The organism is Actinomadura bangladeshensis (assembly GCF_004348335.1).
In the GTDB taxonomy this organism is placed as follows: domain Bacteria; phylum Actinomycetota; class Actinomycetes; order Streptosporangiales; family Streptosporangiaceae; genus Spirillospora; species Spirillospora bangladeshensis.
The window spans coordinates 14613-30155 of the sequence record NZ_SMJW01000089.1 but is presented as its reverse complement, the minus strand read 5'-3'; the positions used below and the strand labels follow the sequence as shown (position 1 = coordinate 30155).

General features: G+C 74.3%; 16 protein-coding genes. 6 read left to right on the top strand and 10 right to left on the bottom strand.

Annotation, left to right across the window (positions count from 1 at the left end):
• The coding region (locus tag E1284_RS18925; RefSeq protein WP_207923835.1) for an anti-sigma factor family protein at positions 1-290 on the bottom strand (290 nt) is incomplete at its 3' end.
• Between the two features lie 64 nt (positions 291-354).
• Positions 355-1137, bottom strand: coding sequence for an RNA polymerase sigma factor SigE (gene sigE / locus E1284_RS18920; RefSeq protein ID WP_424923490.1), 783 nt, complete (start codon positions 1135-1137; stop codon positions 355-357).
• 184 nt (positions 1138-1321) lie between these two features.
• On the opposite strand from sigE, the gene E1284_RS18915 reads away from it, so the two are divergent.
• A complete protein-coding gene (locus E1284_RS18915) occupies positions 1322-1981 on the top strand; it encodes an O-methyltransferase (RefSeq protein WP_163058629.1) in 660 nt (219 codons plus the stop codon).
• 4 nt (positions 1982-1985) lie between these two features.
• Entirely contained in the window at positions 1986-2627 is a 642-nt protein-coding gene (locus E1284_RS18910) for a hypothetical protein (RefSeq protein WP_131940689.1), read from the top strand.
• 20 nt (positions 2628-2647) lie between these two features.
• Here the strand turns inward: E1284_RS18910 and E1284_RS18905 are convergent, their stop codons facing one another.
• Positions 2648-4111: a leucyl aminopeptidase family protein gene (locus E1284_RS18905; protein ID WP_131940688.1), complete on the bottom strand. Its 1464-nt coding sequence runs from the start codon at positions 4109-4111 to the stop codon at positions 2648-2650.
• Between the two features lie 100 nt (positions 4112-4211).
• A complete protein-coding gene (locus E1284_RS18900; protein WP_083980698.1) occupies positions 4212-4379 on the bottom strand; it encodes a DUF3117 domain-containing protein in 168 nt (55 codons plus the stop codon).
• 177 nt (positions 4380-4556) lie between these two features.
• Here E1284_RS18900 and E1284_RS18895 point away from each other — a divergent pair, with 177 nt between their 5' ends.
• From E1284_RS18895 to E1284_RS18885, 3 genes are all read left to right on the top strand, one after another.
• Positions 4557-5342: an enoyl-CoA hydratase-related protein gene (locus E1284_RS18895; RefSeq protein ID WP_131940686.1), complete on the top strand. Its 786-nt coding sequence runs from the start codon at positions 4557-4559 to the stop codon at positions 5340-5342.
• 78 nt (positions 5343-5420) lie between these two features.
• On the top strand, positions 5421-6185 hold the full coding sequence (locus tag E1284_RS18890; RefSeq protein WP_131940684.1) for an ABC transporter ATP-binding protein: 765 nt from the start codon (positions 5421-5423) through the stop codon (positions 6183-6185).
• A gap of 5 nt (positions 6186-6190) precedes the next feature.
• Positions 6191-8776, top strand: coding sequence for an FtsX-like permease family protein (locus E1284_RS18885; protein ID WP_131940683.1), 2586 nt, complete (start codon positions 6191-6193; stop codon positions 8774-8776).
• Here E1284_RS18885 and E1284_RS18880 read toward each other — a convergent pair whose 3' ends face one another.
• From E1284_RS18880 to E1284_RS18870, 3 genes are read right to left on the bottom strand one after another with little or no spacing between them, the layout of a single operon-like run.
• On the bottom strand, positions 8777-9340 hold the full coding sequence (locus E1284_RS18880) for a DNA-3-methyladenine glycosylase I (RefSeq protein ID WP_131940681.1): 564 nt from the start codon (positions 9338-9340) through the stop codon (positions 8777-8779).
• Positions 9341-9349: 9 nt separating this feature from the next.
• Positions 9350-9820: an SRPBCC family protein gene (locus E1284_RS18875; protein ID WP_131940679.1), complete on the bottom strand. Its 471-nt coding sequence runs from the start codon at positions 9818-9820 to the stop codon at positions 9350-9352.
• Positions 9817-10239: a hypothetical protein gene (locus E1284_RS18870; protein ID WP_131940677.1), complete on the bottom strand. Its 423-nt coding sequence runs from the start codon at positions 10237-10239 to the stop codon at positions 9817-9819. The genes E1284_RS18875 and E1284_RS18870 overlap by 4 nt, the downstream gene beginning before the upstream one ends.
• Before the next feature lie 64 nt (positions 10240-10303).
• Between E1284_RS18870 and E1284_RS18865 the strand changes: the two genes are divergently transcribed.
• Positions 10304-10621: a hypothetical protein gene (locus E1284_RS18865; protein ID WP_131940675.1), complete on the top strand. Its 318-nt coding sequence runs from the start codon at positions 10304-10306 to the stop codon at positions 10619-10621.
• Between the two features lie 22 nt (positions 10622-10643).
• Here the strand turns inward: E1284_RS18865 and E1284_RS18860 are convergent, their stop codons facing one another.
• The 3 genes from E1284_RS18860 to iolD all read right to left on the bottom strand — a co-directional run bounded on the left by E1284_RS18860 (position 10644) and on the right by iolD (position 15452).
• Positions 10644-11960 carry an alkaline phosphatase PhoX gene (locus E1284_RS18860; protein WP_131940673.1) on the bottom strand — a complete coding sequence of 439 codons (1317 nt, stop codon included), beginning with the start codon at positions 11958-11960 and terminating at the stop codon, positions 10644-10646.
• A gap of 139 nt (positions 11961-12099) precedes the next feature.
• Positions 12100-13584, bottom strand: coding sequence for a CoA-acylating methylmalonate-semialdehyde dehydrogenase (locus E1284_RS18855; RefSeq protein ID WP_131940671.1), 1485 nt, complete (start codon positions 13582-13584; stop codon positions 12100-12102).
• 11 nt (positions 13585-13595) lie between these two features.
• Positions 13596-15452, bottom strand: a complete 1857-nt coding sequence (gene iolD / locus E1284_RS18850; RefSeq protein WP_131940670.1) for a 3D-(3,5/4)-trihydroxycyclohexane-1,2-dione acylhydrolase (decyclizing) — start codon at positions 15450-15452, stop codon at positions 13596-13598.
• Between the last annotated feature and the right edge of the window lie 91 nt (positions 15453-15543).

The window sequence follows — 15543 nt, the reverse complement described above, 5'->3', positions numbered from 1 at the left end:
CGGTGGGACGGGGCGCCCGCGGACGGGGCCCCGGCGGGCGCGGGAGGTTCGGCGGCCGCGGCCGGCAGGGCGCGCAGCCGGTTCAGGAAGTCGGGGGTCGGCAGATCGTCGGTGCCGTCGCTCGCGGGAAGCGCGGACAGCCCCCGCAGCCGTCCCTTGACCCGCCGCAGGCCGGCGACCTCTGCCCTGCACTGGGCGCACCCCGCGAGATGGGCGAGCACGCGGTCGCGCTCCTCATGCCCCAGCTCGCCGTCGACCAGAGCGGTCAGACGCTCCCCCAGACAACTCACGCCGCCTCCGTCGATTCCATTCGGTCAGGCGCGCGGTCCCGCCCCGCGCGCGTCCACGTACCGCTTACGCGCCGTCCGGCAGCGGCCGCGGCAGGGCGCCGCCGGCCGCGTGCAGGCCCCCCGCGGGCGCCGCGGCCGGGCCGTCATCGGCCGCGGCTCCGCACTCGACGGCCGCGGCCAGGGCGGCGTCGCGCGCCTCGGCCGCCTGGTAGCCGTTCCTCGTGCCGGGCCGGCGCCGCGTCGGCGCGCGGTGCTCCAGCGCGGCGCGCAGCTGCGCCCGTCCCCGGTGGATGCGGCTGCGCACGGTCCCGAGCTTGACGCCGAGCGTGGCCGAGATCTCCTCGTAGGACAGCCCCTCGATGTCGCACAGCACGACGGCCGCGCGGTACTCGGGGGCCAGCGCGTCGAGGGCGGCCTGGACGTCGGCGTCGAAGTTGGTGTCGTCGAACGCCTGCGCCGGCGTCGGCTCGCGGCCCTGGAGGCGCTCGGCGGCGTCGTCGGCGAGCCCCTCGAAGCGGATGCGCTGGCGGCGCCGCGCCATGTCGAGGAACAGGTTCGTGGTGATCCGGTGCAGCCAGCCCTCGAACGTTCCGGGCGTGTAGTTCGACAGCGACCGGAACACGCGGACGAAGACCTCCTGGGTGAGGTCCTCGGCGTCGTGCTGGTTGCCGGTCAGCCGGTAGGCGAGCCGGTAGACGCGCGCGGAGTGCTCGCGGACGACCTCGTCCCAGGACGGCGGCGCCCACTCCGCCTCGGGGGCGTTCTCTCGCGTACGAGCGGCGTTCCCAAGCCCCTGCCTGGCGCCGACCCCCACAGCGCTTCTGAAACTGAGTGCTGCGACTCCCATGGTGCCGGGCTGTTCCTCTCTCGTAGCCAAGGATTCTCGCCTTGGAACGGCACGGTCTCGCCTGGGCTGGGGCGGTTCCTGGACCAACTGTCCTGCATGCTGCGCGGTCGTGCTTTCACTGGTTACAACGCGCTGAAACTCCAGTTGGTTCCCTGTCAACGATATGGTCTTTCCAGCACGAGGCATGCGGGGGTCCCGCGAGGAGGCAGCCATCGACGCCATTCAGGCCACCCGGGCCTACGTGGAGGATTTCCTCCCCGAAGACGAGGCGCTGCTTGCCGCCAGGCGGCGCGGCGAGGAGGTCGGCGCGGCGCCGATCGGCCCCGCCGGGGGTGCGGCGCTGCGCTTCCTCGCGACGCTGATCGGCGCGCGGACGGTCGTGGAGGTCGGCTCGGGCTGCGGCGTGTCCGGCGTCTGGCTGATGCGCGGCATGCCGAAGGACGCGGTGCTGACCAGCGTGGACATCGAGCCGGAGAACCAGCGGCTGGCGAAGATCGCCTACCGGGAGGCGGGCCTGTCCGGCTTCCGCACCCGGATGATCAGCGGTCCGGCGCTGGAGGTGCTGCCCCGGCTCACCGACGGCGCCTACGACATGGTGTTCTGCGACGCCGACAAGCGGGAGTACCCCGAGTACCTGACGGACGCGCTGCGGCTGCTGCGCCCCGGCGGCGTCGTCGCGTTCGACAACGCGCTGTGGCACGACCGGGTCGCCGACGCCGCCTACCGCGATCCCGACACCGAGGCGATCCGCGAGGTGCACCGCATGATCCGCGACGACGAGCGGCTCGTCCCGCTGCTGGTCCCGGTCGGCGACGGCCTGCTCTGCGCCGTCCGGCTGGGCTGACCCGGTGGAGACCGCCGAGAGCGCGGCGGGCGCCGAGGGCGCCGAGGGCGCCGCGACCTCGGAGCCGTTCGCGGTGCGGGTGCGGGTGACCTGGCGCGGGGCGGGGCAGTCGCTGGCGTTCCTGATCCTGTTCGCCGCGTCGGTGGGGTTCATCACCAGCGGCGTGGTGCGCGGCGCCGGTGTGGGCAGTGTCATGTTCATGGTGCTCGGGGTCGCGGGGCTCGTCCTGTTCGGGGCGGGCCTGCTGGTGTCGGCGGGCGGGATGCTGGCCCGCCGTCCCGTCCTCGAACTGGACGGCGGCGGGGTGCGGCGCCCGGCGCGCTGGCCGCTGCCGCGCCGGTCCGGGCGCTCGCTGCCGTGGGACGAGGTCGCGGCGATCACGGCGGTGCGGCGCGGGATGGCCGGTACCCGCCGCGGCGAGCAGGACTACCTCGTCTTCCTGCCGTCACCGGAACTGGCGGAGATGGCGCGCACCTCGGAGCGCCCGAAGCTGGTGGCGCTGACGATGCGGGACGTCCCGGCCACGGCGGCGGCCGTCCCGTGGTGCTTCGCGGTCGAGCAGGACTGGGACGCGACGCTCCCGCAGATCGTCAAGGAGGCCCGGCGGCGCCGCCGCGTCCCGGTGATCGACCGCCGGGCGAAGTGATCAGGCCGCGGCCGGCGTGATCAGGCCGCGGTCAGCCAGTCGAGCAGCAGCCGGACGCCGTAGCCGGTCGCGCCGCGGGTGATCTCGGCGTCGTCGGCGGTGGCGCGGCCCGGCCCCGCGATGTCGAGGTGGGCCCAGGGCCGGTCGCCCGCGAACTCGCGCAGGAACAGCGCGGCCGTGGTGGCGCCGGCGCCGTAGCCGCCGCGCCCGATGTTGGCGACGTCGGCGAGGTCGGAGTCGATCGCGGCGCGGTAGTCGGCCGTCAGCGGCAGCCGCCACACCGGCTCGCCCGCCGCCGCCCCGGCCCGGGCGAGCGCGGCGGCGAGGCCGTCGTCGGTGGCGAACAGCGCCGCGTGCCGCAGCCCGAGCGCGACCTTCGCGGCGCCGGTCAGGGTCGCGACGTCCACGACGGCGTCGGGGGCGAGTTCGGCGTCGGCGTAGGCGAGCGCGTCGGCGAGGACGAGCCGGCCCTCGGCGTCGGCGTTCAGCATCTCGGAGGTCGTCCCGCCGAAGTGGGCGATCACGTCGCCGGGCCGCATCGACGACCCGGACGGCATGTTCTCCGCCGCCGCGACCAGGCCGGTGACGCGGGCGCGGACGCCGAGGGCGCGCAGCGCGCCCATGACCGCGATGACCGCGCCGCCGCCGGCCATGTCGGTCTTCATCGTCTTCATGCCCTCGTTCGGCTTCAGCGACAGGCCGCCGCTGTCGAACGTGATGCCCTTGCCGACCAGCACGATGTGCCGGTCGGCGGGCTCGCCGGGATGGTAGGAGAGCTCGATCAGGCGGGGCGGGCGGGCGGATCCGCCGCCGACGGCGAGCAGCCCGCCGAAACCGCCCTCGGCCAGCTCCTTCTCGCCGCGCACGCGGATGTCGAGGCCCGCCTCGGTGGCGACCTGCTCGGCCCGCGCGGCGAGCCAGGACGGGTCCTTCTCGCCGGCCGGGGTGTTGGCGAGGTCGCGGGCCAGCGCGGTCGCGCGGGCCCGCACGGTGCCCCGCTCGATCGCCGCGGCACCCGCCTCGGGCCCGGCCTCGGTCAGCACGGCGAGGGTGCCGAGCGCCTTCTTGGCCGGCGGGGCGCCGATCTTGAACTCGTAGGACGCGAGCAGCGCGCCCTCGGTGAACGCGGCGAGGTCCCCGTCGGGGACGCCGGCGGCGAGCGCCGTCCGGCCCCTGCCGCGGCGGGCCAGCGCGGCGCCGGCCCTGCGCAGGTCGGCCGGGGCCGCGTCGCCCACCCCGTACAGCAGCAGCTCGCGGACCCGGTCGCCGACGCGGACCTGGGTCGCGGTGATCTCCCCCGGCTCGCCCTTGGCCCGGTGCAGCGCCAGCAGCTCGTCCAGCGTGAAGGGCAGCCCCTCGGCGACCTCCGCCGCCGGTGCGACGGGGCCCCTGCGGACGGGCACCGCCACCACCTCGGCCCCGAGGTCGGCCGCCGCCTGCGAGACGGTGCCGCCGGCGCCGTGGACGCGGGTCTCGATGGGCATGGTGATGGTCCCCCTGATCTGCGCTTCTGGGTACGGAAATGGCAAGGGCCCCGGCGGCGTCGCCGGGACCGTCACCAACAAGCCGGGAGCGGTGGAGCCGTCAGCCCACGACGTCCTTGAGCGCCTCGCCGAGCTCCTTGGCCTCGTCGGCGGAGAGCTCGACCACGAGTCGGCCGCCGCCTTCGAGGGGGACTCGCATGACGATCCCGCGTCCCTCCTTGGTCACTTCGAGCGGACCGTCTCCCGTCCGCGGCTTCATCGCCGCCATGCGTGGTTCCCCTTCCTGCGTAGGGCCGCGGCCTCGCACACCGTTGGCCGCGTGGCCGCGTGTCGCATCCGCGTCATCAGTAGTGGTCCATTATCTCGTCTTCCGGGCGCGAAGTGGTAACGATCAGCCTCCAGATCGGAAGATGGGAGGATCTGCGGGCGAAACGAGAGGACGCCGATGTCTGAGACCGTGCTGTACGACGTGACCGACGCTGTGGGGACGATCACACTCAACCGCCCGGACGGGATGAACTCGCTGACGGGCGAGATGAAGGAGCTGCTGCGCGAGACGGTGCTGCGCGCGGCCGCCGATCCGGCCGCCCGCGCGGTGATCCTCACCGGCGCCGGGCGGGCCTTCTGCGCGGGCCAGGACCTGCGCGAGCACGCCGACAACCTCGCCGCCGGCAAGGGCCTGGACGACACCGTCCGCAAGCACTACAACCCGATCGTGCTGGCCATCGCCGGGATGCGGAAGCCGGTGGTGGCGGCGGTGAACGGGGTGGCGGCGGGCGCGGGCGCGTCGCTGGCGTTCGCCTGCGACCTGGTCGTGGCGTCCGACAAGGCCCGGTTCGCGACCGCGTTCACCGGGATCGGGCTCGCGCCCGACAGCGGCATGTCGTGGACGCTGCAGCGCCTCGTCGGCCGCGCCAAGGCCGCCGAGCTGCTGCTGCTCGGCGAGCCGCTGAAGGCCGAGCGGGCACTGGAGCTGGGCCTGGTGAACCGGGTCGTCCCGGCCGACGAGCTGGCCCCGGCGGCGGTGGAGCTGGCGCGGCGCCTCGCGGCGGGCCCGACGGTCTCCTACGGCGCGGTGAAGGCGGCACTCGACCACGCGGCGACGCACGACCTGGCGTCCGCGCTGGAGCGGGAGGCCGAGCTCCAGGACGAGTGCGCGCGGACGAGCGACCACAAGAACGCGACCGAGGCGTTCCTGAAGAAGCAGCAGCCGGAGTTCGAGGGCCGGTAGAGGTAGGGCCTTCCCGAGCATCGACCGGGGAGGCTCCGCCAATGCGCCGAGGGGGGCGCCGGCGGTTGGCTTGAAGGCATGATCCAGACATCCGCCGCACCCCCTGCCGGCCGCGCCCACGACCACGTCGCCGCCGCCCGCGACCTCGTCAAGTCCTACGGGACGGGCGAGCACGCGGTGACCGCGCTGCGCGGCGTCTCGGCGGCGTTCCCGCGCGGCCGGTTCACCGCGATCATGGGGCCGTCCGGTTCCGGCAAGTCGACCTTCCTGCACTGCCTGGCCGGGCTCGACACGGTCACCTCCGGCTCGGTGCACATCGGGGACGTCGACATCACGAAGCTGTCCCGGACCCGGCTGACCAAGCTGCGCCGCGACCGGCTCGGGTTCGTGTTCCAGTCGTTCAACCTGCTGCCGATGCTGACGGCAGAGGAGAACATCCGGCTGACCGGGCGGCTCGGGAACCGGCGCGCCGACCGGGAGTGGTTCGACACGATCGTGGACGCGCTCGGGCTGCGCGAGCGTCTCGCGCACCGGCCGGGCGAGCTGTCGGGCGGGCAGCAGCAGCGGGTCGCGGTGGCGCGGGCGCTGCTGACCCGGCCGGAGGTGCTGTTCGCCGACGAGCCGACCGGCAACCTCGACTCCCGGTCGGGCGCCGAGGTGCTGGGGTTCCTGCGCCGCGCGGTGGACGCCTACGGCCAGACGGTGATCATGGTGACGCACGACCCGGGGGCCGCCGCGCACGCCGACCGGGTGCTGTTCCTCGCCGACGGCATGATCGTGCGCGAGCTGCACTCCCCCACCGTCGACCAGGTGCACGACGTGATGCGCCGGATGGAGGGCTGAGCGCCATGTGGCTGATCGCCCGCCGCTCCTTCGCCGAGGGCTGGATGCGGATGGCCGCCACGCTGCTGGCGGCGGCGTTCTCGATCGGGCTGATCGCGGGGTCGCTGCAGTTCACGCTGCGGGCGCAGGAGGCGGTGTCGGGCAGCGACGCCAGCGAGTACGCCCGCTCCGACGTGCTCGTCCTCGGCGGATCGGTGGACACCGACGACCCGTACGCGACGCCGGACGGCCAGGTCGCGCTGAGCGCCGTCTCGGGGCGTCCGGGCGTGGCGGCGGTCGCGGGGGACGCGATGGTCCCGGTGACCGCGCACGGGTCGGGCGGGAAGGCGATCCCGCCGCCCGCCGGGGCGGGGACGACGCTGCGGCCGTGGACGTCCGACGCGCGGCTCAACCCGTACCGCCTGGAGTCGGGCCGGGCGCCCGCCGCGGACGGCGAGGTCGCCGTGACCCGGCACGTGGCGCGGGCCGGGAAGCTCGATGTGGGCGACCCGGTCCGGGTGCTGCTGCCGAAGCAGAGCCGCACCCTGAAGCTCGTCGGGATCGTCACCGTGCAGGACCACGGCTCCGTCGCGAGCGGAGACCTGCTGCTGGCGCCGCCCGCGACCGTCCAGGCGGCGGCGGGCCTCCCGGCCGGGACCTGGCAGGGCGTGTGGGTGAAGGCCGCGCCGGGCGTCGCGCCGGCGAAGCTCCGCGCGGACCTGGCCCGCGCCCTCGGGCAGGACGTCACCGTCCGCACCGCGGCGGGCGTGCGGAACGCCCAGTCGGCCGATCTGGAGTCGGCCGGGGCGTCGATCGGCGGCGCCATCGGGATGGTCTCGTCCGTCGCGGTGTTCGTCGGGCTGTTCGTCGTGGCGAACACGTTCGGCACGCTGGTCCGGCAGCGGACGCGGCGGCTGGCGCTGCTCAGCGCGATCGGCGCGACGCCCCGCCAGATCAAGCGGCTGATCCGGTGGGAGGCCCTGGCGCTCGGCCTGGTCGGATCGGCGGGCGGCGTGCTGCTCGGCTACCCGGTGTCGGCGCTGCTCACCACGCTGTTCGCCGACGACGGCTTCGACATCTCCGCCGCGGACGTGCAGTTCGGCTGGGTCGCCCTGGCCGTCCCGGCCGTGGCCGGGATCGTGGTCACCCAGCTCGCGGCGTGGCGGGCGGCGCGCCGCGCGGCGCGCGTCTCCCCCATGCAGGCACTGCGCGCGGCGAGCACCGAGACGCCCGGCCGCCGCCGGGGGCGGCTGATCGGCGCGCTCGCCGTCTTCGCGTGCGCGTGGATCTTCTTCGGCGGCGTCTTCGGGATCAGGTACGAGGAGCCGCCGGGCCCGGAGCGCACCATCGGCGTCTGCGTCATGGTCCTGCTGGGTTGCATGACGACGGTCGCGGCGCTCGCCGTCCTCGCCCCGTTCTTCGTCGGCCCCCTCGGCGGCCTGGTCGGCCGGGTCGGGACGGCCGTGAGCGGCGAGGCCGGGCGGCTCGCCCGCGCCACCATCACCCGCAGCCCGCAGCGGGTGTCGTCGGCGGCGTCGTCGCTGATGCTGGGCGTGGCGCTGGTCGGCGCGACCGCGCTGACCGTCCTGTCGGCGGACGCGCGGTTCGCCGAGACCGGCGGGCAGGTGATGCGCGCCGAGCACGCGATCGCGGCGACCGGCGCGGCGTCGGGCGGCCCGGCGCCGCTGCCGCGCGACGCGGCGGCCAAGGCCGCGGCGGTGCCCGGCGTGTCCGCCGCGGCCGCGCTGACGGCGTCGCAGATCAAGCTCGTCTCGCCGCCGCCGAAGCGGTCGTCGCCGGAGGAGCCGCCGCTGCCGGTCTACCTGGCGGTGACGGGCGCCGACCAGGACGCGCTGCCGGAGGTGCTGAAGCTCGGCGGGCGCCTGCCCCGGCTCGGGGACGGCGAGATCGCCCTCACCTCCACGGTGCTGACGGCCCAGAAGATCAAGAAGGGGCAGAAGATCGTCGTGCGCGGAGCACAGGGCCGCGTGCCGCTGACGGTCGCCGCCGCCTACCACGACCCGTCGCACCTGTTCGCCGACCAGGCGCTGGTGTCGGCGGCGACCATGGACCGGCTCGACCCCGACGCGCCCGCGCAGGTCGTCCTCGCGCGGGGCGGCTCCGAGCGGGACCTCGCCCGCGCGTTCGCCGGCACGCCCGGCGTCGAGGTCCTCGGCAAGGGCGCCTACATCGACCTGGCCAAGGGGTCGATGACCAGCGGGCTGACGGTCATCTACGGGTTCATCGGGATGGCGCTCGTCCTCGCCCTGTTCGGGATGGCGACCACCGTCTCGATGAGCGTCGGCGAGCGGACCCGCGAGTTCGGGCTGCTCGGCGCGGTCGGCGCGACGGCCGCGCAGATCAGGGCGGTCGTCCGCTGGGAGGCCGCGACCGTCGTGCTGCTCGGCGGGCTCCTCGGCATCGGGACGGCGCTCGGCAGCGTGTTCCTGATGTACGTCGCGACGGGCAGCTCGTTCCTTGCCCCGGACCCGCCGTGGTGGCTGTTCCCGGCCGTCATCGCGGGCGCGGCGGCGGTCGCCCTGGCGACCTCGGCGCTCCCGGCGCGCCGGGCCGCCGAGGTCCCGCTGCTGGAGGCGACCAGGGCCGAGTGACTAGCGGAAGGAGCAGCCGGTCAGGTGGTCGTTCACCAGCCCGCACGCCTGCATCAGTGCGTAGGCGGTGGTGGGACCGACGAAGCGGAAGCCGTGCTTCTTCAGCTCCTTGGCGAGTGCCTTCGAGGCGTCGGTGTAGGCGGGGACGTCGGCCGTGTCGGCGTAGGCCGGGGAGTCGGGGTCGGCGTAGCGCCAGGCGGTCGCGGCGAGGCCGCCGGGGAGGTCGAGGGCGGCGCGGGCGTTGGCGATCGACGCCTCGATCTTCGCCCGGTTCCGGACGATGGCGGCGTCGGCCATCAGGCGCTCGACGTCGTCCGGGCCGAACGCGGCGACCTTCTCGGGGTCGAAGCCGCAGAAGGCGGCGCGGAAGCTCTCGCGCTTGCGCAGGATCGTCAGCCAGGAGAGCCCCGACTGGAACGCCTCCAGGCAGAGCTTCTCGTAGAGGCCCAGGTCGTCGCGGACCGGACGGCCCCACTCGTCGTCGTGGTAGGCGATGTAGTCGGGGGCCGACAGCCCCCACGGGCAGCGCGCCAGCCCGTCCTCGCCCAGAATCGCGGTGGTCACCCGCCCGTTCTACCCGATGCCTCCGACAGCGCCGTTTCCCCGCGGCGGAGCCGGCTCCTGCGCCAGCGCGGCGAGGCGGCGCAGGCCGAGGGCCAGGAACGCCTTCACGACCGGGCCGGCGACCAGCCAGCCGGCGCGGCCGAGCGGGCCGAGGGGCAGGTCGATGAGCTCCGCCCAGATGACGCGGCTGCCCGCCCCCTCCGGGACGACCTTGAACCACGCCTCGCCGCGCACGACACGGCCGGTGTGCCGGACGGCGACGCGGCGGCCGTCCCGCCAGTCGGTGATGACCATGGTGTCGGTGAAGCCGACCGGGCCGATGCCCGTCCACGCCCGCAGTTCGTCGCCGGCCTTGTCGCCGCCTTCGGCGCTGGTGAAGGGCATCCACTCGGCGTGCCGCGGCCAGTCGGTGAGCAGGGCGAAGACGCGCTCTGCCGGGGCGGCGGACACGGCCTCCGCGTGGACGGCGACTCGGCTCACTGGCGCTCCTCCTCGGGGCCGGGCTCGTCCTCGACGGGCACGGTCTCCTTGCGGAGCAGCACGCCGTCGCCGGGCTCCTCCAGACCGTGCAGGGCGCCGATGGCGGGTTCGCCGGCGCGGTTGCGGAGGTCGTACAGCTGGCGCTCCAGGTCGGCCACGCGGGCGTCGCGCTCGCGGAGGGCGTCGGTCAGGCGGTGCACGGCCTCGTCCGTCACCTGCATCTGATAACCCCAGATCGTGGTGGGAAACCGGAGCCGGGACCCCTCGGGCCCGAGGACGGGACGGCCCGCGGCGTCCAGCGCGAGCGGCGGGTAGTCGGGATGGGTCTCGGCCAGCTCCCCGCCCCTGCCCATGGCGAGGACGACGACGGCGCCCAGCACGGCCAGGCCGGCCAGGACGAGCACCACGGTCACCATCACGCTCCGATCTCCCGCGTCTCCCGAAGGACGATTCCAGGACTCCGATCGTGCCACGCTTGGAGGCATGGGGATGCAAGAGCGGATGGTCCTTCCACCGGACGCGCCGGTTCCGCCCGGTGCCGCGGACGCGGGCACGGCGCCCCCGGCGAGCCGGGTGGAACGACTCGCCGCCTCCGGGGGCGCCGTGCTGGTCACGCTGGAGACGGACGCCCGGGAGCCCGATCCCGGGCTGCTCGCCGCGGCGTCCGTCTACGCGTGGCTGGGGGCGAGGTACTTCCGCGTGCCGGAATCGCAGGCGGACGGGATGCGCCAGGTTCTCGACATGGTGGCCTCCATCCGGGGCACCCGCCCGCCCGCCGTGGCCCGCAGGGGCCTCGCCTAGCCGCCTTCTGCCGAGCCCCCGGCTAGCCGCGCAGGCGGTGCCAGGGGCCGGTGATGGCGAACGTCGCGCCGGGGTCGGACTGGCGGTTGGCGAACAGGATGCGGCCGTCCGGGGAGAACGTGACGCCGGTGAACTCGCTGCCGTTGAGGGCGTTGCGGGCCATCGCGAACGGCTTGTCCTTCCGGGTGGTGCCGACGAGGTACTGCTCGCCGTCGCCGTCCTCGGCGAGGATCACGCCGCCGCCGTACGGGGAGACGGTGATGTTGTCGGGTCCGTCGAACCGGCCGCCCGGCTTGAAGATCAGCTGGAGTTCGATCTCGTTGCGGCGCGGGTCGTAGGTCCAGACCTGCCCGGCGTGGTCGCGGGCGGCGCCGTCGCCGGAGTCCGAGAAGCTCGCGACGAAGTACGCCTTGCCGTGCCCCCACCAGGCGCCTTCGAGCTTCTGGCTCCGGGTGATCGTGTCGAACTGCCTGCGCACCGACGTCTTCTTCGCCGACGGGTCCGGGACGTCCAGCCACTCGACGCGCAGCCGGGTGCCGGGCTCGGTGACGAGCGACAGGTCCGGGACTCCGCGCACGTTCATCGCCTCCAGGCTCCCGCCCCGCATGTAGGCGTGGTAGCCGCCGCGGTGGGCGCGGGGGCGGAACCGGTAGAACAGCCCGAACGGCCCGGACGCGTCCTCGGTGAGGTAGGCGGTGAGGGTGTGCGGGTCGACGGCGACGGCCTCGTGCGCGAAGCGGCCGAGGCCGGTCAGCGGGACGGGCTCGGTGCGCCGGCCGTCCGGGTCGACCTCGAACACCCATCCGTGGCTCTTGGTCTCGCCCTTGACGCCCTCGGTCTCCTCGCAGGTCAGCCAGGTCCCCCAGGGGGTGCGGCCGCCGGCGCAGTTCACCGCCGTCCCGGCGAGGCTGACGTACTGCGACAGCAGGTTGCCGCGGCTGTCGACCTCCAGCGTGGTGGTGCCGCCGTTGACGGCCGGGTCGTAGGTCAGCTCGGGGCGGCCGACGGCGCGGGTGCCGTTGGTGCCCTGCTCGTGGTTGCGCACGAGCCGGGTCCGGCCGTGCCTGCCGCCGGGGAAGGTGGCCATTCCGTCGTGGTGGCCGGGAACGACGACGCCCTCCGAGATCGGGTCGCCTTCCACCGACAGCTGCTTGTAGTGGAAGCCCTGGGGCAGGTCCAGGACGCCCTTGGGGTCGGGGACGAGCGGGCCGTAGCCGTACGCCTCGCCGGTGTCGGCGCCGGCGGACGTCTGGAAGACGCCCTCCAGGCTTCCGGCGAGGGCGATGGACAGGGCGCCGGCCGCGCCGCCCTTGACGACTCCGCGACGGGTCACGGACATGGGCACTCCTTAGCGTGAGGGGATCACGCGGGAGCCTGGTCGCCGCCGCTGAACCGGCGGTGAACGAGCCTGGACGCGCCGGGAAAGCCCCAGGACAATCTTGGGTCGGCCTTGGATCGGGCTTTGGGTCGGCCTTGGGTCAGCCCGCCGTGGGGAACGCCATCCCGGGCGCCTCGGCGGCGACGCCGGCGGGCTCGGGCCACCGGGACGTGACGGCCTTCTGGCGCGTGTAGAACCGGACGCCCTCGGGCCCGTGGACGTGGGTGTCGCCGAACAGCGACGCCTTCCAGCCGCCGAACGAGTAGAACGCCATCGGCACCGGGATCGGGACGTTCACCCCGATCATCCCGACGTGCACGGACCGCTGGTACCGCCGCGCCGCCGCCCCGGACGAGGTGAAGATCGCCGTGCCGTTGCCGTAGGGGTTGGCGTTGACCAGCGCGATCGCCTCGTCGAGCGTCCCGGCGCGCAGCACCACCAGGACGGGCCCGAAGATCTCCTGCTCGTAGGCGGGCATGTCGGTGGAGACGCCGTCGAGCAGGCAGGGGCCGACGAAGAAGCCGGGGCCGGGGAGGTCGCGGCCGTCCACGACGAGCTTGGCGCCCGCGCGGGCCGCCTCCTCGACGTGCCCGCTGACGCGCTCCCGCGCCGCCGCGCTGATCAGCGGCCCCATCTCGCTGGACGGGTCCCCGCCCGGCCCGACCCTGATCGCGCGGGCCCGGTCGGCGAGCCGCTCGATGAGCGGGTCGGCGGCGTCCCCGACCGCGACCGCCACGGAGATCGCCATGCAGCGCTGCCCGGCCGACCCGTAGGCCGCCGCGGTGATCTGGTCGGCGGCGAGGTCGAGGTCGGCGTCGGGCAGCACCACCGCGTGGTTCTTCGCGCCGCCGAGGGCCTGCACCCGCTTGCCGGCGGTGCTCGCCGCCTCGTGGACGTGCCGGGCGACGGGCGTCGACCCGACGAACGACACCGCCGCGACGCCGGGGTGCGCGATCAGGGCCTCGGCGGTCTCGGCGTCGCCGTGCAGGACGTTGAACACCCCGTCCGGCAGGCCCGCCTCGGCGTACAGCTCGGCGACCAGGTTGGACGCGGACGGGACGCGCTCGCTCGGCTTCAGCACGAACGCGTTGCCGCAGGCGATCGCGACCGGGTGCATCCACAGCGGCACCATTACGGGGAAGTTGAACGGGACGATCCCGGCGCACACGCCGAGCGGCTCCCGGAAGGAGAACGCGTCCACGCCGGAGGAGACCTGGTCGGAGTACTCGCCCTTCAGCATCTGCGGGATGCCGCAGGCGAACTCGACGACCTCGCGGCCCCGGACGACCTCGCCGCGCGCGTCGTCCAGGACCTTGCCGTGCTCGGCGGTGATCAGCCGGGCCAGCTCGTCCTCGTGCCGGGCGAGCAGGTCGCGCAGCGCGAACATGATCCGCGCCCGCCGGGTCAGCGACACCTCCCGCCAGGAGGCGAAGGCCCGCGCGGCGGCGCCGGCGGCGGCGTCCACCTCGGCCCGGCGGCCGAGCACGACCTCGGCGGTCTGCTGCCCGGTCGCGGGGTCGTGGACGGGCGCCGCGGCGCTCCCGCCGACCGGGACACCGCCGATCCGGTGCTGAATCGAGCGCATGGGGGTTCCTCTCACAGGTAGCGGCGCTGGGTCTTCTTGTCGTCGTCGTAGCGGGCGCGGGCTTCGGCCGTGGGTGCCAGCGCCGACACCTCGGCGACCGGCACGTCCCACCACGCCTCGCTGTCGGGGGCGGGGGCGAGCGGGTCGGTCTCCACGTGGACGACGGTGGTGCGGGGTGAGTCGATGGCCTTGCGCAGCGCGTCCCGGAGCCCGTCGACGCCGTCGGCGCGGAGCACGTCCGCGCCGAGGCTGGCGGCGTTCGCGGCGAGGTCGACGGGGACCGTCTCACCGTCGAGGCCGGTGGCGGTCCGGGTGCGGTAGCGGGTGCCGAACCGCTCCGCCCCCACGCTCTCGGACAGGTTCCCGATCGACGCGTAGCCGTGGTTCTGGACGAGGACGACGATCAGCTTGACGCCCTCGGCGACGGCCGTGGCGAGCTCCTGCGCCATCATCAGGTACGAGCCGTCCCCGACGAGGACGAACACCTCGCGGTCGGGCGCGGCCATCTTCACGCCGAGCCCGCCGGCGATCTCGTAGCCCATGCAGGAGTAGCCGTATTCGACGTGGTAGCCCTTGGGGTCGCGGGTCCGCCACAGCTTGTGCAGGTCGCCCGGCATGGACCCGGCCGCGCACACCACCACGTCCCGGGGCCCGGACACCTCGTTGACGACCCCGATGATCTCGGCCTGCGCGGGCAGCCCCTCGCGCCGCTCCCCGAACGCCTCATCGACGACGGCGTTCCACCGCGCGGCCAACTCCCGCCCCCGCTCTCGATGCGCATCGGGGACGGGGTGGCCTTCGAGGGCCGTGCCGAGGACCCGGAGCGCCTCCCTGGCGTCCGCGACGACGGTCGTGGCGGCGAGCTTGGCGGCGTCGGGACGTGCGACGTTGACGTTGACGAAGCGGACGCCGGGGTTGGCGAACAGGCTGTGGGACGCCGTGGTGAAGTCGCTGTAGCGGGTGCCGATGCCGAGCACGACGTCGGCTTCACGAGCGAGTGCGTTCGCGGCCGTCGTGCCGGTCGCACCGATCGCGCCGACCGAGCATTCGTGATCCCAGGGCAGCGAGCCCTTGCCCGCCTGCGTTTCGGCCACCGGGATGCCCGTGCGCTCGGCGAAGGCGCGCAGGGCGTCGGTGGCCTGCGAGTAGATGACACCGCCGCCCGCCACGATCAGCGGGCGTTCAGCCGATCGGAGGATCGCGGCGGCCTCCTCAAGCACGGCGGGCTCGGGGACCGGACGCGGGATGCGCCAGACGCGGCGGGCGAACAGCTCGTCCGGCCAGTCGAATGCCTCCGCCTGGACGTCCTGCGGCAGGGCCAGGGTGACGGCACCCGTCTCGGCCGGGTCGGTGAGGACGCGCATCGCGGCCAGCAGCGCGCTCGGCAACTGCTCGGGGCGGTTGATGCGATCCCAGTACTTCGACACCGGCTTGAAGCAGTCGTTCACCGACGCGTCGTAGGAGCGGGCGTCCTCCAGCTCCTGCAACACCGGGTTGGCGGGACGGGTGGCGAAGATGTCACCGGGCAGCAAGAGCACCGGCAGCCGATTGATGGTGGCGAGCGCAGCACCCGTCACCATGTTGGTCGCACCAGGCCCGATGGACGTCGTGCAGGCCAGCGTGGACAACCGGTCGTTCATCCGGGCGTAGCCGGCCGCGGCGTGCACCATCGCCTGCTCGTTGCGCGCCATGTAGTAGGGAAGATCGTCGGCGTGCTCCAGCAGCGCCTGCCCCAGGCCGGCGACGTTGCCGTGCCCGAAGATCCCGAAGCATCCGGCGAAGAACCGGTGCTCCTCGCCGTCCCGCTCGCTGTACTGCGCGCCCAGGAACCGGACGACCGCCTGGCCCACCGTCAGTCTCGTGTTCATCAAGCTCTCCAAGGTGTGGACGCCCCTGCCTTCAGGCAGGGGATGAAACGCGGCCCAATTCGAACGAACGTACGATCCTTACTCAGAGTGG